22 protein-coding genes and 1 riboswitch are annotated in these 22,753 nt (G+C 36.4%); of the genes, 6 read left to right on the top strand and 16 right to left on the bottom strand.

All coding sequences use genetic code 11. The annotated features are described in order from the left end of the window. Nucleotides 1-135 precede the first annotated feature (135 nt). From VF726_RS24585 to VF726_RS24560, 6 genes are all read right to left on the bottom strand, one after another. Nucleotides 136-882, bottom strand: a complete 747-nt coding sequence (locus VF726_RS24585; RefSeq protein ID WP_440172812.1) for an HAD family hydrolase — start codon at nucleotides 880-882, stop codon at nucleotides 136-138. A gap of 137 nt (nucleotides 883-1,019) precedes the next feature. Then, nucleotides 1,020-1,925 (bottom strand): diacylglycerol kinase, encoded by a 906-nt coding sequence (locus VF726_RS24580; protein WP_000977668.1) that lies wholly within the window; start codon nucleotides 1,923-1,925, stop codon nucleotides 1,020-1,022. 469 nt (nucleotides 1,926-2,394) lie between these two features. After that, nucleotides 2,395-3,822, bottom strand: a complete 1,428-nt coding sequence (gene gatB, locus VF726_RS24575; protein WP_060629333.1) for an Asp-tRNA(Asn)/Glu-tRNA(Gln) amidotransferase subunit GatB — start codon at nucleotides 3,820-3,822, stop codon at nucleotides 2,395-2,397. 14 nt (nucleotides 3,823-3,836) lie between these two features. Continuing rightward, the gene (gene gatA / locus VF726_RS24570; protein ID WP_000051449.1) at nucleotides 3,837-5,294 is read right to left on the bottom strand and encodes an Asp-tRNA(Asn)/Glu-tRNA(Gln) amidotransferase subunit GatA; all 1,458 of its coding nucleotides are present in this window, start codon (nucleotides 5,292-5,294) and stop codon (nucleotides 3,837-3,839) included. A gap of 15 nt (nucleotides 5,295-5,309) precedes the next feature. After that, nucleotides 5,310-5,600 (bottom strand): Asp-tRNA(Asn)/Glu-tRNA(Gln) amidotransferase subunit GatC, encoded by a 291-nt coding sequence (gatC, locus tag VF726_RS24565; protein WP_000086999.1) that lies wholly within the window; start codon nucleotides 5,598-5,600, stop codon nucleotides 5,310-5,312. Nucleotides 5,601-5,741: 141 nt separating this feature from the next. Continuing rightward, complete coding sequence (locus VF726_RS24560) at nucleotides 5,742-5,978, bottom strand: YiaA/YiaB family inner membrane protein (RefSeq protein ID WP_001254393.1); 237 nt, start codon at nucleotides 5,976-5,978, stop codon at nucleotides 5,742-5,744. Between the two features lie 231 nt (nucleotides 5,979-6,209). On the opposite strand from VF726_RS24560, the gene VF726_RS24555 reads away from it, so the two are divergent. The 4 genes from VF726_RS24555 to VF726_RS24540 all read left to right on the top strand — a co-directional run bounded on the left by VF726_RS24555 (nucleotide 6,210) and on the right by VF726_RS24540 (nucleotide 8,664). Further along, nucleotides 6,210-6,692 (top strand): MarR family winged helix-turn-helix transcriptional regulator, encoded by a 483-nt coding sequence (locus VF726_RS24555; RefSeq protein ID WP_440172811.1) that lies wholly within the window; start codon nucleotides 6,210-6,212, stop codon nucleotides 6,690-6,692. A 77-nt stretch (nucleotides 6,693-6,769) separates the two neighbouring features. Further along, entirely contained in the window at nucleotides 6,770-7,951 is a 1,182-nt protein-coding gene (locus VF726_RS24550; RefSeq protein ID WP_440172810.1) for an ArsA family ATPase, read from the top strand. Then, nucleotides 7,944-8,135: a DUF3926 domain-containing protein gene (locus tag VF726_RS24545; RefSeq protein WP_440172809.1), complete on the top strand. Its 192-nt coding sequence runs from the start codon at nucleotides 7,944-7,946 to the stop codon at nucleotides 8,133-8,135. The genes VF726_RS24550 and VF726_RS24545 overlap by 8 nt, the downstream gene beginning before the upstream one ends. A gap of 61 nt (nucleotides 8,136-8,196) precedes the next feature. Then, entirely contained in the window at nucleotides 8,197-8,664 is a 468-nt protein-coding gene (locus VF726_RS24540) for an HXXEE domain-containing protein (protein WP_440172920.1), read from the top strand. A gap of 166 nt (nucleotides 8,665-8,830) precedes the next feature. Here VF726_RS24540 and VF726_RS24535 read toward each other — a convergent pair whose 3' ends face one another. Genes VF726_RS24535 through VF726_RS24525 form a run of 3 tightly spaced genes read right to left on the bottom strand, consistent with a single transcriptional unit; the run spans nucleotide 8,831 to nucleotide 11,381 of the window. Continuing rightward, nucleotides 8,831-9,685: a MetQ/NlpA family ABC transporter substrate-binding protein gene (locus VF726_RS24535; RefSeq protein ID WP_440172808.1), complete on the bottom strand. Its 855-nt coding sequence runs from the start codon at nucleotides 9,683-9,685 to the stop codon at nucleotides 8,831-8,833. A 21-nt stretch (nucleotides 9,686-9,706) separates the two neighbouring features. Further along, the gene (locus VF726_RS24530; protein WP_212957399.1) at nucleotides 9,707-10,372 is read right to left on the bottom strand and encodes a methionine ABC transporter permease; all 666 of its coding nucleotides are present in this window, start codon (nucleotides 10,370-10,372) and stop codon (nucleotides 9,707-9,709) included. Continuing rightward, nucleotides 10,362-11,381 carry a methionine ABC transporter ATP-binding protein gene (locus VF726_RS24525; protein WP_440172807.1) on the bottom strand — a complete coding sequence of 340 codons (1,020 nt, stop codon included), beginning with the start codon at nucleotides 11,379-11,381 and terminating at the stop codon, nucleotides 10,362-10,364. Before VF726_RS24525 ends, VF726_RS24530 begins: the two co-directional genes overlap by 11 nt. Before the next feature lie 123 nt (nucleotides 11,382-11,504). Beyond that, a riboswitch (SAM riboswitch) is annotated at nucleotides 11,505-11,610 on the bottom strand. A 395-nt stretch (nucleotides 11,611-12,005) separates the two neighbouring features. Between VF726_RS24525 and VF726_RS24520 the strand changes: the two genes are divergently transcribed. Then, complete coding sequence (locus VF726_RS24520) at nucleotides 12,006-12,569, top strand: cysteine hydrolase family protein (RefSeq protein ID WP_440172806.1); 564 nt, start codon at nucleotides 12,006-12,008, stop codon at nucleotides 12,567-12,569. Between the two features lie 230 nt (nucleotides 12,570-12,799). Here the strand turns inward: VF726_RS24520 and VF726_RS24515 are convergent, their stop codons facing one another. From VF726_RS24515 to VF726_RS24485, 7 genes are all read right to left on the bottom strand, one after another. After that, nucleotides 12,800-12,949, bottom strand: coding sequence for a hypothetical protein (locus VF726_RS24515; protein WP_000521652.1), 150 nt, complete (start codon nucleotides 12,947-12,949; stop codon nucleotides 12,800-12,802). A 185-nt stretch (nucleotides 12,950-13,134) separates the two neighbouring features. Next, nucleotides 13,135-14,682, bottom strand: coding sequence for an L-glutamate gamma-semialdehyde dehydrogenase (pruA, locus tag VF726_RS24510; RefSeq protein ID WP_060629323.1), 1,548 nt, complete (start codon nucleotides 14,680-14,682; stop codon nucleotides 13,135-13,137). 152 nt (nucleotides 14,683-14,834) lie between these two features. Next, nucleotides 14,835-15,605 carry a TSUP family transporter gene (locus VF726_RS24505; protein WP_440172805.1) on the bottom strand — a complete coding sequence of 257 codons (771 nt, stop codon included), beginning with the start codon at nucleotides 15,603-15,605 and terminating at the stop codon, nucleotides 14,835-14,837. A 96-nt stretch (nucleotides 15,606-15,701) separates the two neighbouring features. Beyond that, the gene (locus VF726_RS24500) at nucleotides 15,702-16,895 is read right to left on the bottom strand and encodes a CamS family sex pheromone protein (RefSeq protein WP_440172804.1); all 1,194 of its coding nucleotides are present in this window, start codon (nucleotides 16,893-16,895) and stop codon (nucleotides 15,702-15,704) included. Between the two features lie 16 nt (nucleotides 16,896-16,911). Beyond that, complete coding sequence (ligA, locus tag VF726_RS24495; RefSeq protein WP_000031462.1) at nucleotides 16,912-18,921, bottom strand: NAD-dependent DNA ligase LigA; 2,010 nt, start codon at nucleotides 18,919-18,921, stop codon at nucleotides 16,912-16,914. A gap of 15 nt (nucleotides 18,922-18,936) precedes the next feature. Further along, nucleotides 18,937-21,186 carry a DNA helicase PcrA gene (pcrA, locus tag VF726_RS24490; protein WP_440172803.1) on the bottom strand — a complete coding sequence of 750 codons (2,250 nt, stop codon included), beginning with the start codon at nucleotides 21,184-21,186 and terminating at the stop codon, nucleotides 18,937-18,939. A 12-nt stretch (nucleotides 21,187-21,198) separates the two neighbouring features. Beyond that, on the bottom strand, nucleotides 21,199-21,888 hold the full coding sequence (locus VF726_RS24485) for a heptaprenylglyceryl phosphate synthase (RefSeq protein ID WP_440172802.1): 690 nt from the start codon (nucleotides 21,886-21,888) through the stop codon (nucleotides 21,199-21,201). Between the two features lie 338 nt (nucleotides 21,889-22,226). On the opposite strand from VF726_RS24485, the gene VF726_RS24480 reads away from it, so the two are divergent. Further along, nucleotides 22,227-22,604, top strand: a complete 378-nt coding sequence (locus tag VF726_RS24480; RefSeq protein ID WP_440172801.1) for a YgaP family membrane protein — start codon at nucleotides 22,227-22,229, stop codon at nucleotides 22,602-22,604. Nucleotides 22,605-22,753: the final 149 nt, after the last annotated feature.

Here is a 22,753-nt window from a genome sequence, read left to right as displayed (position 1 = left end):
TTACATTGTTTTCTCTTTTCATTGCAAAATGTATGCCAACATTCTTTTCCAGTATTCATCCTACATACCTTCTATGTCGACATAAAAAAATAAGTCTATAAAGACTCATCAAGAGTCCTTATAGACTTATTTTTCTTACACATTAGACTTTCCTCGTTCCCAAATAAACTCACCCGAATGAGAAATAAACTCCCCAACAGATTGTACTACTAGATCAGCAAGTGGTTCTAACGTTTGACGATCTCCTGTACCAGATAGTACTCCAATTGCATAGCAATCACCGCCATTTCTCGCTAAATATAAATCAGTTGGTGTATCTCCAACGACGGCTACTTCACATGCTTCTAAATGAAACTTCTCACAAAAAGATTCTACAATCCTTTTGTCTGGTTTTTGTGCAGGAAACGTATCTGAAGCTACAACATAATCAAAAAAAGACTCTAATTGATACTGTTTTAAAAATAATTCTGTCGGTGCAAAATCATCGGCTGTAACAACACCTAAAATAAATCCTCTATCCTTTAAACCTTGTAAAATTCTCGGTAAATCCGCCGTCATTTTCATATAGGAACGATGCTCATACATAAGAGAAAATAACTTTTCACTTACCCACTCATGCATTTCCTCTTCCTTAGATGACGTAATATACTTACAAAGCCCCTTTGCAACATCAAGGCTTGTTCCTGCCGCTATTGCGCTACGAGGATTCACAAACACCCCATCCACGCCGATTTCTTTTAGTAAAGTAGGCTGCATTGACTTTGGCAGTTCATATAAATTGATACATTCCGCCACAAGTTCTTCAGCTACCTTTATCCAAATTGAATGAAAATCCATTAACGTCCCGTCTTTATCAAATAGTATTGCTTTTACCTTCTCCATAGCACCCTACCTCTCGTTTCTTATCTCCTCCAGTGTATCAATAAAGTATGGATATAAAATAAACGAATTGTAAAAATACCATAAAAATCAAACTAACTTCCAATTTACAATTCCTCTATATAATAAAAAGGATGCCTTTACAGGGCATCCTCTTGGTGTTCAGGAACAAATAATTCAAGACAATGATATATATTTTCGAATTCCATCGGTGCATCTCCACCGTATTCACCATCTAAATTAATCATTAGTTTATCTGGTGAATGTACTTTAATTCGATTTGCTTGTGTGTATAGTACTTTTGGATTATTAATATGTTCACCGCGCTGCGCTTGTGTTGCTGCTTTAATTAAGTCAGCGATAGAACCTTTTTTCAGCACTAATAAATCAAATAAGCCATCGTTAATTGATGCATATGGTGCTACCTTTTCAAAGCCGCCCACTGAACGAGTATTCGTAATTAAAAACATCGTAATTTCTTCTTGTAGCAACTTTCCATCATACTCAATTTCAACATATGTTGGATGTAATGATGGTAACATTTCAATACCTTTTAAATAATAAGCAAGTTGTCCTAATACTGTCTTTAGCTTACTCGGTACTTCATATGTTAATTCTGTAATACGACCGCCACCAGCGATATTAATAAAATATGTATCATTCGCTCTACCAAGATCTAACGGAACTGTTTTTCCTTCACAAATAATATCCGCAGCCTCTTCAATAGCGCGAGGTACACCGATCGCACGCGCAAAATCATTTGTCGTTCCTACTGGAATAATTCCAAATTTCGGACGATGTTCATGCCCTACTAAACCATTCACCACTTCATTTAATGTACCATCACCGCCAGCTGCGATAACAACATCAAACTTACGATCCGCAGCTTGCCTCGCTGCCACAGTCGCATCTCCAGGGCCAGTTGTCGCATGACAAGACGCTTCATATCCAGCTTGTTCTAATTTTTGTAATACTTCTGGTAAGCTCTTCTTAAATAGCTCGCGCCCAGAAGTAGGATTATAAATAATTCTTGCTCGCTTCATCATTTATTAGCACAGGAAATTTCTTTATGTATTGAAAAAGAACATACCGAAATTTTATTCAGTATTCCCATGCCTACCTCCTCTCATCTTCCTATCCTTTTTTATCTCGCTCAAACAGGCAGTAAGAACCCGATTCGTGTAGCCCATCAAAAACAAATATTCATTTCGATGGTTTTGTTTTATTTTACAAAAAATGTATGTCCATCTATTTCCTCACAGCAATTTACATATAAAGAATAATAAGTATCTATTATTTCATGAGATGAAAAAAACCTCTATGTCTAGATTTATCATTATTCCCACCTTTTTGCAACTATCATACCATAGTTGCTATACAAACATTTTTCCACTTTTGACAGTTAATCAAACGTTTGTTTAAACGATTTTCTCTCATTTAAACAAACGTTTGATTAACCTAGAAAAACACCCATGTACGGGTGTTTTTCTGCTTAATCTTTACAAGTTACTATTATTATCGCTTATTAATCTCTTCAAGTAAGATTTTGTTAACAAGTGGCGGATTTGCTTGTCCTTTTGTAGCTTTCATAATTTGACCAACTAAGAAGCCAATTGCACGGTCTTTACCGTTTTTAAAGTCTTCGATAGATTGCTCATTATTATCAAGAATTTCTGTTACAACTTTACGAAGTGTACCCTCGTCAGAAATTTGAACAAGACCTTTTGCTTTAACGATTTCTTCTGGGTCTCCACCTTTTTCAATTAATTCGTTAAATACTTTCTTCGCGATTTTAGAAGAAATAGTACCTTTTTCAATTAATTGAACCATTTTAGATAAACCAGCAGGCGTTAATGCAACGTCTTTTAATTCTTTTTGTTGTTTGTTTAAGTATGCAAGTACTTCACCCATTAACCAGTTTGATGTTAATTTCGCATCAGCACCGTCTGCAACAGTTGCTTCGAAGAAATCAGACATTTCTTTCGTTAATGTTAATACGTGTGCATCGTAAGCTGGTAAGCCAATTTCTGAAACGTAACGAGCTTTACGCGCATCTGGAAGTTCTGGAATAGAAGCTCGAACTGCTTCTTTCCACTCATCGTCGATGTAAAGTTCAACTAAGTCTGGCTCTGGGAAGTAACGGTAATCGTCAGATCCTTCTTTCACACGCATTAAGATTGTTTTCTTCGTTGCTTCATCATAACGACGTGTTTCTTGTTGGATGATACCACCAGATAACAATTCTTTTTCTTGGCGCACTTGCTCATGCTCAAGGCCTTTTTGTACGTAAGTGAATGAGTTTAAGTTTTTCAGTTCCGCTTTTGTACCGAACTTCTCTTGTCCAACTGGACGAAGGGAAATGTTCGCATCACAACGCAAGGAACCCTCTTCCATCTTACAATCAGATACGCCAGTGTATTGAATGATTGATTTTAACTTCTCTAAGTACGCATATGCTTCTTCTGGCGTACGCATATCTGGCTCAGATACGATTTCGATTAAAGGCATACCTTGACGGTTGTAATCTACTAATGAACCATCAGCTGTATGCGTTGATTTACCAGCATCTTCTTCTAAGTGAAGACGTGTAATACCGATACGTTTCTTTTTACCGTCTACTTCGATTTCAATCCAGCCATTTTCACCAATTGGCTTATCAAATTGAGAAATTTGGTAAGCTTTCGGATTATCTGGGTAGAAATAGTTTTTACGGTCGAACTTCGTTTCCGTTGCGATTTCACAGTTTAATGCCATTGCAGCTTTCATTGCAAAGTTAACTGCTTCTTTATTTAAAGTAGGAAGTACCCCTGGGTATCCTAGGTCAATTACACTTGTTTGTGTATTTGGCTCCGCTCCGAATTCTGTTGGACTCGCAGAGAAAATTTTCGAATTTGTTTTTAACTCAACGTGAACCTCTAAACCAATAATTGTTTCTAAATTCATCTATGCTCGCCTCCTTACAGACTTGCTTTTTTTGTATGATAGTCTGTTGCTTGCTCAAACGCATGTGCAACGCGGTAAATTGTCGCTTCATCGAAGTGTTTACCAATGATTTGTAGACCAAGTGGCATGTTGTTAGCACCGAATCCACATGGAACAGAAATCGCTGGAACACCAGCTAAGTTTACTGGGATTGTTAAAATATCATTTGCATACATTGTCATTGGATCATCAACTTTTTCGCCCACTTTAAATGCCGGAGTTGGCGTTGTTGGTCCAATAATAACATCGTAGTTAGCAAATACATTTTCAAAGTCGTTTTTAATTAATGTACGTACTTGTTGTGCCTTTTTGTAATATGCATCATAGTAACCAGAGCTAAGTGCAAATGTACCAAGCATAATACGACGTTTTACTTCATCACCGAAACCTTCGCTACGTGTGTTTTTGTATAGGTCTAATAAATTATTTACATTATCAGAACGAACACCGTAACGTACGCCATCAAAGCGTGAAAGGTTAGCAGATGCTTCAGAAGAAGATAATAAGTAATACGTTGCTAGAGCGTATTTAGAGTGCGGAAGAGATACTTCCTCCCAAGTTGCGCCCATACCTTCTAATACTTTTAAAGCAGCTAGTACTGACTCACGAGCTTCTTCGCCAACACCTTCTCCTAAGTATTCTTTTGGTACAGCAATGCGTAAACCTTTAACGTCGCCTGTTAAACCAGCTAAGTAGTTTCCTACTTCAACGTTAGCAGAAGTTGCATCCATACGGTCAATGCCTGAAATAGCTTGTAATAAGTATGCATTGTCTTCTACTGTACGCGTAATCGGTCCGATTTGGTCAAGTGAAGATGCGAATGCTACTAATCCGTAACGAGATACGCGTCCGTAAGTTGGTTTTAAACCTACAACGCCGCAATATGCAGCTGGCTGACGGATAGAACCACCCGTATCAGAACCTAGAGAGAATAATACTTCTCCTGCTGCTACAGCTGCCGCAGAACCACCACTAGATCCGCCTGGAACATAATCTAAGTTCCATGGATTTTTCGTAGCGTAGAAACCTGAGTTTTCATTTGAAGAACCCATTGCGAACTCGTCCATATTTAATTTACCGATTGTAACTGTGTCAGCAGCTTTTAGCTTTTGCACAACTGTCGCATCATAAATTGGATCAAAGTTTGCTAACATTTTGCTCGCACAAGTAGTACGAAGACCGTTAGTTACAATGTTATCTTTTACACCAATTGGCATACCGAATAATAAACCATTATCTTCAGCACCAATTTTCGCGTCTAATTCTTTCGCTTTCGCGCGTGCGTTTTCTTCATCTAATGTAAGAAAAGCTTTTACGTTATCTTCAACATCCGCAATACGTTTGTAAGATTCTTCTACTAAATCCGTAACGGAAATTTCTTTGTTGTTTAATTTCTTATGTAACTCTGATACTGAATGATCAAATAATGACATCGAAATTCCCCTCCTCTATTCTAATACTGCTGGAACACGGATTTGATTATCTTTGTGATCCGGTGCATTTTTTAATACTTCTTCGACTGGTAAACCTTTTTCTGGTACATCTTCACGCATAACATTTTTCATAGTTAATACATGAGTTGTTGGTTTTACATCAGTTGTATCTAATTCATTTAACTGTTCTGCAAATGTAACAATTGCATCTAGTTGTTTTTGAAATTTTTCTGCTTCTTGATCAGTAATTGCAAGACGTGCTAAATGTGCTACGTGCTTTACATTCTCAACGGAAATTCTTGACACGGCTAGGCCACCTCCATAATATATCGTTCAATCTACAATACTATTGATGATACCAAATTTTCAGTACTTCAAGCAAGTCAACACACGGCACTTACTGCATTTTTACATAAAAAAAGAAAGGCGAATGCCTTTCTTTACGATTTACTCTTTATCTAACGGTTTATTTTTCGGAAATCTCTCGTTATCTTCTTCATTATCACGAATTGTTTTTTGTAATACAAAACAAGACATCGTTAAAAATAATGTTCCAATTAAATAATATCCTTTTACACTAAGCGTTTCATCTAACGTATAAATTCCAATTAGCATACCTGAAAGCGCGCAAACAAATGAAGTCCATGCTAAAAATGTGAACGCTTGCGTATTCCGTCTTCTCATCGTTCTCCCCCTCGTTAGCTGTACATCCATTATTAATAAGTATATTTACCACAATGGATTTTTATGTAAATTCTAGTTTTATATTTATAAATCTACCATAAAAGAATACTATTTTAAAGTTAGTTTTCTGTCTAATCTGAAAAAACAGTTAAAATTATTGACATTTATTTCAATTAATCATAAAATAAAAACAAATATTACGAACCTCGAAATATACGGGAGTGGAATTAATTGTTGCAATACGAACATTTTTTAGACTTACTGCTAGATAACGCCAAGAAACTTTTCTATCCTGAGGAATGGGTAAGCCTAGATTTAACACTTTCTAAAACTGAAGTATTTTGTTTACTTTGGATGGAGCGAAATACAGATATTACAATGACAAAAATTGCTGACCTTCTTGATATACCAATGAGTACAACGACAGGTGTTGTAAATCGCCTTGTAAAAAAGGGATATATTGAAAGGTACCGTGATGAAAACGACCGACGCATTGTATTAATTCGTTTAACAGAAAACGGCTTAATGCTCGTTCAAGAAGTAAAACAAAATGCAGCCCATTACTTTAGCCTAGTGACAGAAGCATTATCAGAAGAAGAAAAAGCATTCTTACTACAAATCTTCCAAAAGATTATGAACCACATTGCTACGTCACAGCAAAAAACAGAAGAAAAGGTTTCTACACCTAAAATGAAAAACATTCCGATTGAATAAAAACCCTACTAGGGTTTTTATTCAAAAAAAATATTTCGCAACTCGTAATATCCGACACTCGAAATAAAGGGGATAGAATGATGAGAATTATTTTGTATACAGGTAAAGGCGGCGTAGGAAAAACTAGCATTTCAGCAGCAACAGCACTTCAAAGCGCAAAACAAGGATTAAAAACTTTAGTAATGAGTACAGATCCTGCCCATAGTTTAGGAGATTCATTTGGTATAAAACTATCTTCTGAGCCATTAGAAATCCGCAAAAACTTATGGGCACAAGAAATTAATACAATTTATGAAATGGAAAAAGGATGGGGGAAATTACAGAAATATATTACACTTCTCTTCACTTCCAAAGCAGCTGATGATATTACAACAGAAGAATTAACAATGTTTCCTGGTATGGAAGACTTAATTAGCTTACTCCGCGTACTCGATTATTATAAACAAAACAAATATGATGTGATTATCATTGATTGTGCTCCAACAGGAGAAACATTAGCAATGCTCAGCTTTCCAGACATGCTTGGCTGGTGGATGGAAAAACTCTTTCCTATTAAAAGAAAAGTTTTAAAAGTCGTTCGCCCTGTAGCTCAACCACTTCTTGGTGTCCCCCTTCCAACCGATGATATTATGGACGAATTAACAAATACACTTGAACAGCTTGGAGAAATGAGAGATATTTTATCAAACCGAGACGTAACAAGTATCCGCATCGTTGTAAATCCCGAAAAAATGGTCATTAAAGAGGCTCAGCGTAGCTTTACGTATTTAAATTTATACGATTATAACGTAGATGCGATTATGATTAACCGCGTCATTCCTAACACTGTCACCGATCCTTATTTTCAAGCATGGAAAGATACGCAAAAGAAATATAAAACATTAATTCAAAATAGTTTTGAGCCACTTCCTATTTACGAAGCTCCTATGTTTGAACAAGAAGTTGTTGGTTTGTCTATGTTAGAGCGTATAGGAGATACTTTATTTAAATCCGACTCTTCTCCTACGGAAGTGAAATTTAACGGTCGTACTCAATATGTAAAAAAAGATGGTGATGAATATATTTTCGTTCTGTCCATTCCCTTCTCAAACAAAAGTGAACTTGCATTAAATCAAAAAGGTGATGAGCTAATCATTCGTGCTGGTTCTGTTAAGCGGAACATCACATTACCCAAAACGTTAACACACCTTTCTATTCAAGGAGCAAAGTTTGAAGATGATGTACTTAACATTCGATTTGGAGGTGTAGTGCATGCATGAGGAACTGCTAAGGAAGGTAATTCGTACAAAAATAAAATTCGGTATGCATATATTAGAAGAGTTACCTGCACCAATCCAGCAATCAGCTAAGCAAATGCTAAATATTTTACAAGAGGAGCTAGCTGTTTATCCGAAAAAACGAGAGCATCATGAAGATAATTTAAAAAGTATCATAATTGAATGAACATCTTTGGATAGAGGGCCTTTGTAGGCTTTCTATCTCCATATTGGAGTGATGTAAGTTGATGAAAAAACATTCCACTATTATGCTTTGGATTATTCCCTTGTTATTTTTCATTCATAACCTTGAAGAATCTTTCCAAATGCCACAATATCTTGCTAATCAATTTTCAATTCATTTTATAACAAGCCAACAATTTTTCATTGCCATTTCCGCATTAACAATCTTTGTCTTACTTATCGTCTTTCTATATCAACTAAACTTCTTGTCTTCTATATACTGGGTTATCTTTATACAAGGGGCTATATTCTTCAACTCCGTTCAACATATTATTTTGTTTTTCATTTACCGTTCCTATAACCCTGGCGTAATATCGGCAGCTTTCATTTTCATCTTTTCAATTTTCTTTTTTTCATCCCAAAAACACTTAATTGATCAAAAGAAATTCGTAATTACACTCATTTTCAGCTTATTTTCTTATCCTATTATAATTTGGATTACCTTACTATTCGCTAGCTACTTTCATTCATAAAAAAAGACCAGGAAAACTCCTGGTCCATTACTCTACTTAACAAACATTGGATTCTACGTTATACAGAATTGGAAGGTACAGAATTAGGGTTTGTTTGTTAAGTAGCTTATATGTTGAACGAACTAACAGCGGAGGGGTTCCTACTATTAGTCGTTAAACCCGATAATTATTTTACGATTTTTTCAAGCTCCTCAAGTGAAAGATCTACTGAAATGGAACCATCATTTGTTTCTTTCTTAATTGCATCTGTTACTTCTTTTGAATGATATAGTTCAATTACTTTTTTCAGCGTTGGATCATCTTTATCTTTTGTACGAGCTGCGAAAATATTAATATATGGCTTCGCATTTTCATTCTTCGGATCTTCTAAGAAAATTGGATCCTTCGCTGGATCTAATCCAGCTTGACCAGCAACACCGTTATTAATAACTGAAGCTGCTACATCTTTTAATACACGAGGTGTTTGCTGTGCGATAACCGGTGTAACTTTTAACTTCTTCGGATTTTCAGCAATGCCGCTTGGATCTCCGAATAAGCCAAAGTCTTTCTTAAGCTTTAATAATCCAGCTGCATCAAGAAGTTTTAATGCACGCGCTTGGTTCGTTGGATCATTTGGAATCGCAATTTCTGAACCATCTGGAATTTCATTTGCCTTCTTATATTTTTCAGAGTATAAGCCCATTGGTGCAATTTGCGTTGTACCAACAGCTGTAATATCTAACTTATGCTCTTTTTTAAATTGCTCTAAGAAAGCAATATGCTGGAATGAGTTTAGTTCAATATCTCCATCAGCTAACGCTTTATTTGGCGTTGTGTAATCAGAGAACTCAACCAGTTTAATTTTAATTCCTTCTTTTTCAGCTTTCCTCTTCAAAATTTCCCAAGCGTCTCCATCCGTTCCAGTTACACCAACGCGAACTACTTTTTCTTTAGCTCCTGCCCCTGTGTCTCCACTTGAGCAGCCGCTTAACGCTGAAATCCCTACAATTGCTGATAATGCAAATGCTAAAATTTTCTTCATTTTCTTTTCCCCTCTTCCTTTTTATGATCTGCGTAAAAAGACTTTCGCAAAGTAGTTTCCTAAATTTTGAGCTACCTGTACGAGAATAATAAGTAAAACGACCGTTACGAACATAACTGATGTATCAAAGCGCTGATAACCATATGTCATTGCTAAGTCACCAAGACCGCCACCACCGACAAGCCCAGCAACTGCAGAAAATTCAATTAAACCAACTGTCATAAATGTAACTCCTAAAATCAATGGTGCTAACGCTTCTGGCACAAGAATTTCAAATACGATTCTAATTGGTGAAGCACCCATTGCTTGTGCTGCTTCAATTACCCCTTTCGGAACAGAAACAAGATTTGTTTCAACCATTCTCGCAATACCAATCGACGCGACTAACGTCATTGGGAAAATTGCTGCTGCTGTTCCAATCGTCGTTCCAATAACACTTCTTGTTAGTGGGCTTAAAGCTACTAAGAAGATGATGAATGGAATCGGACGAATTGTATTAATAATGATATTAAGAATAGAAAAGACCCATTTATTTTCTAAAAAGTTTCCTTTCCTCGTTACATATAATAGTAAACCTAGAGGTATACCAAGAATTGTAGCAAATATAAGGGTTACAATTACCATTAAGAGGGTATCCCCCGTCGCATCTACTATGCGGGGCCAAAATATACTCCAATCAACTCGCATGAGCTTCTACCTCCTTCAGCTGCACTTGTAGTCTTAGATGTTGTAATGCTTTTTGAACTTCTTTCTGCTCACCTTGCAGTTCTACAAGTAGATTTCCAAATAGCACATTTTGAAGTTCAATAATATTTCCATACAGTACGTTTACATCGACGTTATAATTTTTCGCGATATATGATAGTACTGGCTGCCCTGTCTCTTCACCAGTAAATGTTAAGCGATAAATCTGTCCACCATTTTGAATTTTCCCTAGAACACTTTCTGGCAAATGATCATTAATAATAGAACGCACAAAGTTTTGAGTCGTCTTTGTTTTCGGTTGTGTGAAAACGTCAAACAGTTTTCCTTCTTCAATAACTTTACCCTTCTCCATTACAGCTACACGATGACATATTTCTTTCACAACATGCATTTCGTGTGTAATAAGAAGAATTGTTACATTATATTCTCGATTTACTTTCTTTAGTAAGTTCAAAATTTCTGTCGTTGTTTCTGGATCTAGAGCTGACGTTGCCTCATCACATATAAGGATATCCGGTGATGTTGCAAGTGCTCTAGCAATGCCAACACGTTGTTTTTGGCCACCTGATAGTTGCTCTGGATAATAGTCTGCTTTATCTTCTAATCCTACAAACTTCAGCAGTTCATTTACTCTTTCTTTGATCTCATTCTTTGGTACTTTCGCTAACTTTAATGGGTACGCGATATTCCAAAACACTGTTCTTGAATTAAATAAATTAAAACTTTGAAAAATCATCCCGATTCTTTGTCTTAGCTTCCGTAATTCCTTCGTCGATAGTGATGTAATATCTTTATCATCTATTGAAATCGTCCCTGCCGTCGGTCTCTCTAACATATTTACTAGGCGTAACAACGTACTCTTTCCAGCTCCACTAAAACCGATAATGCCAAAAATTTCGCCCTTCTCAACTGATAATGTTACATCTTCCACCGCATGAACAGATTGCCCACCTGATTCATATACTTTACTTACGTTGTTAAAAGAAATCATTTTCTTCCCTCCTATATGCTGTAAAAACTTGAAGTAGAGCTTTCGAGGTAAAATAAAAAGTGCTCTCCCTCTTATCAAACATAAAGATAAGAAGGAGAGCACTCATATGTACTCGGTCACATCTTCTCATCTTTCAAGCCTTTTATAAGGCTTGCTGGAGTTAGCACGGTATTAAAAACCCGTTGCTGAGGTATCGTAGGGCCAGTCCCTCCACCTCTCTGGATAAGAATGTATCGATTTAATTGTCGTTTAATTAATTCTCATTATAGAACTCAGAATAATAAGAGTCAATACATTTTTTAGAAAAATATTAATTATTCCTCTATTAAAATTTTCAAATAAAAAATGACAATATAATATTGGTTTTTAAAGTTATGTAAAATTCTTCTCCTTCATATTTTTTTAAAAGGAGAATCCTCTCTATAAAGTGAAACTTTAATCAGTGGGGGTTTTGTTCATCCCCCACTGATTATTAGCCATCACCAATCGGACATTTACGGACAGTTGATCTCCCACCTAACTTCTTTGCTCCAGCCGAATTTTGAGGTGGGAGTTTTACTGCCCGTTAATGTCGGATAAATTGAATACCATTATTTGAATATGAAATCGGAGGAAGATAAATATATGAAAACAGCTCTTTTACTCGTTGATATTCAAAATGATTATTTTCCACATGGAAAAATGGAATTGCGTAATCCAGTAGAAGCAAGCGAATATGCTAGTCAGCTACTACAATTCTTTAGAACGAAAAACGAACCTATTTTTCATATCCAACATGTAGCAATTAAAGATGACGCTACTTTTTTCCTACCCAATACAGAAGGTGTACATATTCATGAAAGCGTACGCCCACTTAGAGAAGAAACCGTTATACTCAAACATTATCCAAATAGTTTTCGCGACACCGATCTTCTAGAACAACTACAACGTTTAGACATTGAGCACGTCGTCGTATGCGGGATGATGACTCATATGTGTATCGATGCTACCGTAAGAGCTGCTTTTGATTTCGGCCTTCAATGTACCGTTATACATGATGCTTGTGCTACAAAAGATCTTTCTTTTAAGAATGCTACTATACCAGCCGTTTATATTCATAACACAATTTTGGCTAGTTTAAATGGCGTATATGCAAATGTAATGAGTACAGCGGAGTTTGTAGCTACAAAAAAACACTCCCTTCAGTGAGCAAAACCGAAAGGAGTGTTTCTTGTCAAACCATAGATTTTCTTTCAAATTGTATTATACAGGAAATCCTTAAAATGAATACTAAAAAATGCGACTAATACGTCAACTTTTCTCGTTGCTTTGTTTCTATTTACATGTTTATCCCGATATGAATAGGGTTTAGCTAGTTCCGCTTACTAAATGGTAATATTCGGTAAGTTCTTTAAATTCAAATTAACTAGTCTCTCCTATTATTTATCTGTTTGTTTTTGCTTCTTTTTCAAATACTCCGCACGCAAATTTTCAATTTGCTGCTTTTTATCAAATTTGGCAGGCGTCTGTTTTTCATGAAACTTTGCCACAGCTACCTGACTCTTGTAATCCAATTGATATTTTCCCACTTTGTTCACCTACTTTTCTTGTCTTTAAAGAGAATCTATTCAGCAAATATAAATATACCTCATTTTGCTGAAGTAAACCTTATTACTTTATTAGTTTTTCTACTGATTACTATGTTAATCCACATATAAAAAATTTTTCAAAAAAAGAGATCTTCGCAGACTGCGAAGATCTCTTCTACTATTTCTTATAAAGTTTCAGAAGTAGTTTTTGCTTGCATGTGAAGTGCTAAGTAGTCAGGGCCACCAGCTTTAGAGTCTGTACCAGACATATTAAAGCCACCGAACGGTTGGTAACCTACGATTGCACCAGTACATCCACGGTTGAAGTATAAGTTACCTACGTGGAAGTCTTCACGTGCTTTTTCAATATGGTCACGGTTGTTAGTAACAACAGCACCTGTTAAACCGTATTCTGTATTGTTTGCAATTGCAAGTGCATGATCAAAGTCTTTTGCTTTACAGAATGCTACTACTGGTCCGAAGATTTCTTCTTTCATTAAGCGAGCATCTTCTGCAACGTCAGCAACGATTGTTGGTTGGATGAACCAGCCTTTAGAATCGTCTCCTTCACCACCTGCTAAGATTCTACCTTCTTCTTTACCAATTGCAACATAGCTCATTACTTTATCGAATGCAGCTTGGTCATTAACAGGACCCATATTTGTACCTAATACAGCTGGGTTAGCAACTGTTAATTCTTTCGTTAATTCAACAGCACGATTTAATACGTGATCGTATACATCTTCATGGATTACCGCACGAGAACATGCAGAACATTTTTGTCCTGAGAATCCGAATGCTGATGCAACGATAGATTTAGCTGCTAATTCAAGATCTGCTTCTTTATCAACAACGATTGTATCTTTACCACCCATTTCAGCGATAACGCGTTTTAACCAAATTTGGCCTGGGTTTACTTTTGCTGCACGCTCATAAATACGGATACCTACATCACGAGATCCAGTGAAGCTCACGAAACGTGTACGAGGGTGATCTACTAAGTAGTCACCAACTTCAGAACCATTACCTGGAACAAAGTTTACTACGCCAGCTGGTAAGCCAGCTTCTTCTAATACTTCCATGAATTTCGCTGCTACTACAGGAGTTGTACTAGCTGGTTTTAGTAATACTGTGTTACCAGAAACTAAAGCAGCTGTTGTCATACCTGCCATAATCGCGAATGGGAAGTTCCAAGGAGAAATGATAACACCTACTCCTAATGGAATGTAAGAGAAACGATTATATTCAATTGGACGGCTTTCTACTGGAATTCCGTCTTTTAATTTTAACATTTGACGACCATAATATTCCATAAAGTCGATTGCTTCTGCTGTATCAGCATCTGCCTCATTCCATGGTTTACCTGCTTCTTTTACAAGAATAGCAGAGAATTCATGTTTTCTGCGACGAACGATTGCTGCAGCGCGGAATAAAATGTCTGCACGCATTTCTGGCTTTGATTTTCTCCAAGTTTGGAATGTTTCATCCGCTACTTGCATTGCTTTTTCAGCTAACTCACGGCTTGCTTTTGAAACGCGACCAACAAGTTCCTCTTTATTTGCAGGGTTTACAGAAACAATTTTGTCTTCTGTAGTGATTTTTTCTCCCCCAATAATTAATGGATAGTCTTGTCCAAGATAAGATTCTACTTTCTTTAAACCTTCTTCAAACGCTAATTTGTTAGCCTCCACTGAAAAATCTGTAAATGGCTCATGTTTGTATGCTACTACCATCCTTTTAGCCTCCCCTTAGAAAAACGTTTACATTTTACAACATTATTCTACACGATAATTTAGATTTATTCAAATATTCCTAGACTTATATTTTAAAAATTAATTAATTTTTAAAATATAATAAAAAAACAGAGTTATACAAATGTATAACTCTACAAAATATGAGTATATTCCAAAATGTTTTTGCTAATCAATAAAATAGTTACTAACAAAAATAAAGTCCTTACATATCCAACACCTTTTTGAACTGCAAACTTCGATCCAAAATAAGCGCCTAAAATCATTGATAATCCCATAATAATACCGTATTCAAAATGAATTACGTCTAAAAATAGAAAAGTGATTAACGATACGATATTACTAACAAAGTTCAAAAGTTTTCCAGATGCTGCCGCTTGAATAAAATCCAAACCAATTAATAAAAATGCAAAAATTAAAAAGGATCCTGTCCCTGGACCAAAAAATCCATCGTAAAACCCTATCATTAAAATAACAAAGAAAAATATTAATGTTTTTCTTTTCGTCATCTTCTTATAGGTAGATACACTGCCCCAATCCTTTTTCGCAATAATATAAATGGCAATAAACACCAACATTACAAGCACTAACGGACGTAAAATATCCGGTGGAATAAACTTTACTACTAAAGCACCTGCGACTGCTCCTATAACAGTTAACGGGATTAACTTTCCTACAATTTTAAAATCGACCTTTCCCGATCGTATAAAATAAATTGCACTCGTAAACGTCCCCATCGTTGCAGCTAATTTATTCGTTGCAATTGCCGAAGCTGGTGGTAAACCAACAAACATAAGTGCCGGTAGCGAAATTAATCCCCCACCGCCAACAACTGAATCAATAAAAGCTGCTAAAAAGCCGAATGCAATTAATAAAATAATGACTTGAAAACTTAATTCGTCCATGTGCTTTACCCCTTACCCCCATTATTTATAACATTTTAAATTATAACAAAATTCTTTAAGAAAAAAAGCCGTTCCATAAAGGAACGGCCCTTCTATTTAATCTAAAATTTTCACAAATGGTTCATCTTGCTTCGCTTCACGTATAATAATCGCTTCTGGACGTTCTACAGATTTAATCGTTACTTGTACTTTCATATAATTCGGGAAGTATTCCATTACAAGTCCGGCTACATATTGTGTAAAGCCAATTATTTCTGCTTTCCCATTAAACTGGACAGGAATATCAAGCTTCACTTCTCTTAATTCATCGTCTCTATACATACCAGTACCGATAACAGCTGTATAGTCGCCTTGGAAATAATCGCTTAGTTTTGCTTTAAAGTTTGATACTCTCGCCAGATCTTCACGTTTATTATCTGTTTTCGCTTGTTCAGATGGGAACAAATAATATTTCTCATTAATTTGTTTCCAATCCTCAACCGTTTCACTGCCCTTTTCAACATTTGCATAAGAAACAAAGTTACCTGGCACGAGTGAAGCCTTTGGAGCCTGACGATAAATTGCAAATGTTATCGGAACATTTTTTGTTTCAGCTTTTTTTTCATGCATAAATTTCAAGACTTCTTGCGCCATTTTTTTTCCTTCAGCTAACATTTTTTCTTGCTCAATTTTAGCTTCACGCGGATAACCATGCTCTTCCTCGTAATAATGAACCGAATTCATTGCTAAACCAACTACAATGCCTTGGAGTTCATCTGTTTCGCCTTTTTTCACATAATAATCATGCTCTAAAATATTTGAAATATATATTGGATTTTTTTTATTTTTCGCCTCTAATGATTCAGTTCCTCCACCTAACGCTGGGTTTAACCCAATGTTTGGAAATTTAACTGCATCTTTTTTTAATTTGTCCTCTAGTTCCTTTTGTTCAGCATCTGTACGCTTTCTTTTAACAAGCATCTGCAAATTTTGAGTATCTAGAGCACTTCCACCTTTAAAGAAATGATCTTTCGTGCTAAAGGATTCTTTTGCAATACGCATTAATCCTGTTTCAAATTCATCTATATCAAGGCGATTACTTACTCCTTGTACAACTAAACCACGTGCAGCTCCTGCTTCAAATGGAATAGTCGCCTTATAATATTCATCCGAAATAGAGTACTTCGGAACGATTGCTTGTTCTTTTGCTTTCCCCGATTTCTCAACCACTTTTTCATCTTTATCGGTACCTGCACTACATCCACTTACGAGTAGGCCAAGGCTTAATACCGCTAATGCTATTTTTTTCATGGTAAGTTTGCACCTCTTACTTATTTAGCTCTTGTAAGAACCTCTCTTCATTCCAAACCTCAACATTATGCTTCTCCGCTTGTGCTAATTTCGAACCTGCCGCTTCACCTGCAACAACTAAATCCGTACTTTTACTAACACTGCCTGTTACTTTTCCACCTAATGCCTCAATCTTCTTCTTCGCTTCACTACGTCCCATCACTTCTAATTTCCCTGTTAAAACGACAGTTTTTCCTGCGAAGTACGACTCAACATTTTGTAAATCAGCAATTTTTATACCTTTGTATGCCATATTCACGCCATACTCTTTAAATTGTTGTAACAACTCTAATACGTCTTCATTATCAAAATACGTCACGACAGATTGAGCCATTTTTTCCCCAATCTCGTTAATTGCTTTTAGTTCTTCTTCTGTTGCTTTCACAAGCGCATCCATCGTTTCAAAATGCTCTGCAAATGTACGTGCTGCTTTCGCTCCGACATGGCGAATACCAAGACCGAACAATAATCGCTCTAATGAGTTTTCTTTAGAATTCTCAATTGCTTGTACTAAATTCGTTGCTGATTTTTCACCGAATCGTTCTAACTGCAATAATTGCTCTTTCGTCAACGAATATAAATCAGCAAATGTACGAATATAATCAGCATCAAAGAGTTGTGTAATGACACGTTCTCCAAGTCCATCAATATTCATTGCATTTCTTGAAACGAAATGGATTAACCCTTCTCGAATTTGAGCTGGACAAGTTGGATTTATACAACGAAGTGCTACCTCTTCTTCTAAACGAACTAGTTCACTCTCACATGCTGGGCAATGCGTTGGCATATGATATTCTTCTTCCTCACCAGTACGCTTATCGAAAATAACGTTCACAACTTCAGGAATAATATCTCCGGCCTTCTTCACAACAACGTAGTCACCAATTCGAATATCTTTTTCACGAATTAAATCTTCGTTATGTAAAGAAGCACGACGAACGATAGTACCAGCCACTCGCACTGGCTCTAGCTCTGCAGTCGGTGTCACAACCCCTGTGCGACCAACACTTAATTCAATGCCTGTTAATCTTGTTACAACTTCTTCAGCTGGGAATTTATAAGCAATTGCCCACCTTGGACTCTTTGCTGTAGTTCCTAAACTTTCTTGAAGAGCAACATCATCTACTTTTATAACGATTCCATCAATCTCATAATCAAGATGCGGACGTTTTTCTTGCCATTCTTCTACATAAGCGATAACTTCTTCAATTGTTTCACATGTACGACGATTTGGATTTGTTTTGAATCCAAGTTCACCTAAGAAATCAAGCGATTCACTATGTGATGGAATTGTTTTTTCTTCTACATTCGCAAGACCGTATACAAACATAGATAAGTTACGCTTCGCTGCAATTTTTGGATCCAGTTGGCGTATTGAACCTGCTGCGGCATTACGCGGATTCGCAAATACATCTTCACCGTTTTGCTCTTTTTCTTCATTTAACTTAACGAATGAACGCTTCGGCATATAAGCTTCGCCTCGTGCTTCTAACGTTACTTCTTCATTTAAGCGAAGCGGGATCGCTTTAATCGTTTTTAAATTTTGAGTAATATCTTCACCTGTTACACCATCACCACGTGTTGCCCCTTGAATGAAGCGTCCTTTTTCATAATGAAGTGAAACAGCAAGTCCGTCAATTTTTAATTCGCAAATATATCTTACATTCGCATCATCAATTCCTTGGCGTACTCGTCGGTCAAAATCACGTAAATCGCCTTCGTTAAATGCGTTTCCTAAACTTAACATCGGTGACTTATGTGTTACTTTTTCAAATATATCAAGAACAGTTCCCCCAACGCGAATGGAGGGAGAATCTTCACTCATAAACTCTGGATTCTCTGCTTCTAATTTTATAAGCTCCTGCATATTACGGTCATATTCCGCATCAGAAACAGAAGGATTGTCTAATACGTGATATTGATAGTTAAATGTATTTAACAAATCACGCAGTTCTTCTATACGTTGTTTTGCTATCTCTTTTGACATATCCTCATTCCTTTCCTATTGTTTCGTCACAGGTGCAAATTTTGCTAACAAACGTTTAACACCAATTGGGCTTGGGAACGCAATATCTAATTCTTTTGCATCACCTTCACCTTTTACACTTACAACTGTACCAACTCCCCATTTTTGATGGGAAGCTTTGTCGCCTACTGCCCAGCCAATTTGCTCGCCGCCTGTCGTCTTAGCTGCAGGACGTGCGAAAGCTGAACGAGAACGTGTTGTAGTTGTCATTGTCGTTCTACTGCTACTGGCCGTTCTTCCTTTTGCACCAAACGAAGTTTCACGCTTTGGCGCTGTTTCATTTAATGATTCCACTAGTTCTGCCGGGATTTCTGTAATAAATCGAGATGCGGCATTCATACTTGTTCTACCAAATAAAGTACGCATTTGTGCATTAGATAAATATAACTCTTCTTCGGCACGAGTAATACCTACATAAGCAAGGCGACGCTCTTCTTGCATTTCATCTTCTTCCATTAGAGAACGAGTATGCGGGAATATTCCTTCCTCTAAACCAACAATAAAGACAACCGGGAATTCTAATCCTTTCGCTGAGTGCATCGTCATTAAAATAACTTCCTCACCAGCAGTTGGATCTTCATCTACACGATCGATATCAGCAACAAGTGCTAAGTCTGTTAAGAATGCAACAAGGCTCTTATCTTCGCTTTGAGATTCAAATGTTTGCGTAACAGATAAAAACTCATCTAAGTTCTCTAGACGACCTTCCGCTTCTAACGTACGCTCGTTTTTCAACATATCGCGATAGCCTGTTTTTTCAATCACTTCTTCTACCAATTCTGTAACAGATAAATACTCTTGCATATTTACCCAGTTGTGTAATAAACCTGCGAATTCTTTTACTGCCTTTGTAACCTTTGCACTTACTCCAACATGCTCAATCTCATCGAATACAGCTGTTAATGAAATTCCATTTTGCACGCCGTAATTAATAATTTTATCGATAGAAGTCGCACCAATTCCGCGCTTTGGCATGTTTATAATACGTGCGAAACTAATCTCATCGTCTGGATTTCCAATTAAACGTAAATACGCCAAAATGTCTTTAATCTCTTTACGATCGTAGAACTTCGTACCGCCGACAATTTTGTAAGGAATATTAGATTTCAGGAAAATCTCCTCGACCATACGAGACTGTGCATTTGTACGATATAAAACTGCAAAATCAGTATATTTTCGTTTCCCCATTTGAATATCGTCACGAATTTTTTTCGCAACAAAGTACGCTTCGTCTTTTTCCGTTGCAGCACGATAATACGAGATTTTGCTTCCAACTTGATTATCTGTCCATAATTTCTTCGGCTTACGATTCGTATTTTTTTCAATAACAGCATTCGCTGCATTTAAAATATTTTGTGACGAACGATAGTTTTGTTCTAACAGAATAACTTGCGCATTCTCATAGTCTTTTTCAAATGACAAAATGTTAGAAATGTCAGCTCCGCGCCAGCGATAAATAGACTGATCTGAGTCACCTACAACGCATAAATTTTTAAAGCGTGCTGCTAAATGGTTAACAAGAAGGTACTGCGCTTTGTTCGTATCTTGATACTCATCCACGTGAATATATTGGAACTTACGCTGATAAAACTCTAGTACTTCTGGAACACGTTCAAATAACTGAATCGTTGTCATAATTAAATCATCAAAGTCTAATGAGTTATTTTTTAGAAGACGTTTTTGATATTCTGTATATACATCGCTCGTTAATTTTTCATATGGATCAGCGATTGTAATTTTTTTCGCATATTTATCTGCAGATAACAATTCATTTTTCGCATTACTAATACCAGCTAAAATAGAGCGCGGCTCAAATTTCTTCGGATCAATATTACGCTCTTTCATAATTTTTTTGACTACAGTTAACTGATCGCCTGAATCTAAAATTGTAAAATTACGATTAATACCAATACGATCGATATCACGTCGTAAAATACGTACACACATAGAGTGGAACGTAGAAATCCAAATATCTTCTGCTTCTGGTCCGACAAGTGTATCAATACGCTCGCGCATTTCACGAGCGGCTTTATTTGTGAAGGTAATAGCTAGTACATTCCACGGGGCTATACCTTTTTCACCAAGTAAATACGCAATACGATGTGTTAACACACGTGTTTTACCACTACCTGCACCTGCCATTAATAGAAGTGGTCCGTTCGTTGTTTGTACTGCTTTTTGTTGCTGCGGATTTAAACCATTTAATAACCTATCTGTCGTACTCATATACGCCTGCACCTACTCTCCTTTTACTGCTTTAACTGTTTTTAACGCGGATTTTATATCATCATAAATAATATTTCCAACAACTACTGTATCAGCGTACTGCGCCATTTCCTTCGCTTGTTCAGCATTAGAAATACCGCCGCCATAATACAACTTAGCTTGTTTCAATTCTGCTTTCACATTTTTAACAAGTTCAACGTCTCCATACGTACCGCTATATTCTAAATAAAATATCGGTAAACGTAATAGCTTGTCTGCTAAACGCGCGTATGCAATCACATCATCTTCTGTTACATCACATTTCGCATCTGTAAGCTGGGCTACTTTCGCTTCAGGATTTAAAACACAATACCCTTCCATGAAAATTTCATCCCAATCCATAATATCCCCAAATTCTTTCAAAGCCTCATGATGAACGCCTGTTATCCATTCTACTTTTCGGCTATTTAAAACGCTTGGGATGTAATAAAAATCAAATCCTGGTGTAATTGCTTCCACATCAGAAACCTCCAACACACAAGGAACTGCATATCTACGAATGCTAACTAGCATGTGTAGTACATTATCAATTGTCACTCCATCACTTCCGCCTACAATAACAGCATCTGTTCCAGACTCACAAATCATTTCTAAATGTTCGTCACTTAACTCCTTATTTGGATCAAGCTTAAATACATGTTTCCACCCGGAAATATCGTACATGAAAACACCCTTTCTTTTCTCTATTTATGTATATTTCTGTTCAAAATAACAGTTTATTTTCATTAGGATTTTTTTAACTTCACCTTAAATATTTGTTTAAAACGGAGAATTAAGTTTTGAATTCCCTCTTCCACATTTTTTCAAACGAGAGGATTTAATTTTGAACTTCCTTTTATGCATTCTTTCATTATAACAAAAAAAGCTACTTGCACACACGCACATTCCAACATCTTTTTCAACGTCAAATGTTGGATTACATATCCCAAAAATCACACGGGATACTAATAAGAGAAATAGTATTATCTATTTCAACTTTCATAAAAAGGAGTGTTTTTCTAATGAAGCAAAACATCGGTACAATAAATGCACTAATTCGAATTACACTCGGACTTATCCTCTTCGGCTGTAGTAGCGCTAAACTTGTACGCAAGCCGTGGTGCACTTGGTCTAACGTCTTACTATGGATTGGTGCAATGAAAATTGCAGAGGGAATTGTTCGTTTCTGCCCTATTGTTGAAATGTGGAAATTCGGAAAATACATGAATATGGGGGCATTTAAAATGCCTAGCATGAATTTTGCTGAAAAGGGACATGCTAAAGAAGAAGTGAACCAAACTTCCAATCACGACAAACCACGGTCAAATGGAAGTTATGACGCTTCTGACAAAGAGATTGAGTCAGCGATTGAAGATATAATCCTGGCAAAACCGCTTTGAATCATTTGTCACGATGCAAGATGCTCTCAAAGAGACTTAGCTGCTGCAGTGGGCGGTTAAGTCTTCTTTATTTTACCACAAAACAGAACATACATTCTTATTTTAAATCTTAAAATATACATAAAAAATACCTAATCGATAAATTTCAG

The organism is Bacillus sp. Brlt_9, assembly GCF_051948935.1.
Taxonomy (GTDB): Bacteria; Bacillota; Bacilli; order Bacillales; family Bacillaceae_G; genus Bacillus_A.
This window is presented reverse-complemented; position numbering and strand designations above follow the sequence as displayed.

What these genes read in the sequence shown, in the direction of transcription:
- VF726_RS24585 (WP_440172812.1), bottom strand. Translation starts at nt 882, where the DNA reads ATGGAGAAGGTAAAAGCAATACTATTTGATAAAGACGGGACGTTAATG.
- VF726_RS24580 (WP_000977668.1), bottom strand. Translation starts at nt 1,925, where the DNA reads ATGATGAAGCGAGCAAGAATTATTTATAATCCTACTTCTGGGCGCGAG.
- gatB (WP_060629333.1), bottom strand. Translation starts at nt 3,822, where the DNA reads ATGAATTTAGAAACAATTATTGGTTTAGAGGTTCACGTTGAGTTAAAA.
- gatA (WP_000051449.1), bottom strand. Translation starts at nt 5,294, where the DNA reads ATGTCATTATTTGATCATTCAGTATCAGAGTTACATAAGAAATTAAAC.
- VF726_RS24560 (WP_001254393.1), bottom strand. Translation starts at nt 5,978, where the DNA reads ATGAGAAGACGGAATACGCAAGCGTTCACATTTTTAGCATGGACTTCA.
- VF726_RS24550 (WP_440172810.1), top strand. Translation starts at nt 6,770, where the DNA reads ATGATGAGAATTATTTTGTATACAGGTAAAGGCGGCGTAGGAAAAACT.
- VF726_RS24545 (WP_440172809.1), top strand. Translation starts at nt 7,944, where the DNA reads ATGCATGAGGAACTGCTAAGGAAGGTAATTCGTACAAAAATAAAATTC.
- VF726_RS24540 (WP_440172920.1), top strand. Translation starts at nt 8,197, where the DNA reads ATGAAAAAACATTCCACTATTATGCTTTGGATTATTCCCTTGTTATTT.
- VF726_RS24535 (WP_440172808.1), bottom strand. Translation starts at nt 9,685, where the DNA reads ATGAAGAAAATTTTAGCATTTGCATTATCAGCAATTGTAGGGATTTCA.
- VF726_RS24530 (WP_212957399.1), bottom strand. Translation starts at nt 10,372, where the DNA reads ATGCGAGTTGATTGGAGTATATTTTGGCCCCGCATAGTAGATGCGACG.
- VF726_RS24525 (WP_440172807.1), bottom strand. Translation starts at nt 11,381, where the DNA reads ATGATTTCTTTTAACAACGTAAGTAAAGTATATGAATCAGGTGGGCAA.
- VF726_RS24520 (WP_440172806.1), top strand. Translation starts at nt 12,006, where the DNA reads ATGAAAACAGCTCTTTTACTCGTTGATATTCAAAATGATTATTTTCCA.
- pruA (WP_060629323.1), bottom strand. Translation starts at nt 14,682, where the DNA reads ATGGTAGTAGCATACAAACATGAGCCATTTACAGATTTTTCAGTGGAG.
- VF726_RS24505 (WP_440172805.1), bottom strand. Translation starts at nt 15,605, where the DNA reads ATGGACGAATTAAGTTTTCAAGTCATTATTTTATTAATTGCATTCGGC.
- VF726_RS24500 (WP_440172804.1), bottom strand. Translation starts at nt 16,895, where the DNA reads ATGAAAAAAATAGCATTAGCGGTATTAAGCCTTGGCCTACTCGTAAGT.
- ligA (WP_000031462.1), bottom strand. Translation starts at nt 18,921, where the DNA reads ATGTCAAAAGAGATAGCAAAACAACGTATAGAAGAACTGCGTGATTTG.
- pcrA (WP_440172803.1), bottom strand. Translation starts at nt 21,186, where the DNA reads ATGAGTACGACAGATAGGTTATTAAATGGTTTAAATCCGCAGCAACAA.
- VF726_RS24485 (WP_440172802.1), bottom strand. Translation starts at nt 21,888, where the DNA reads ATGTACGATATTTCCGGGTGGAAACATGTATTTAAGCTTGATCCAAAT.
- VF726_RS24480 (WP_440172801.1), top strand. Translation starts at nt 22,227, where the DNA reads ATGAAGCAAAACATCGGTACAATAAATGCACTAATTCGAATTACACTC.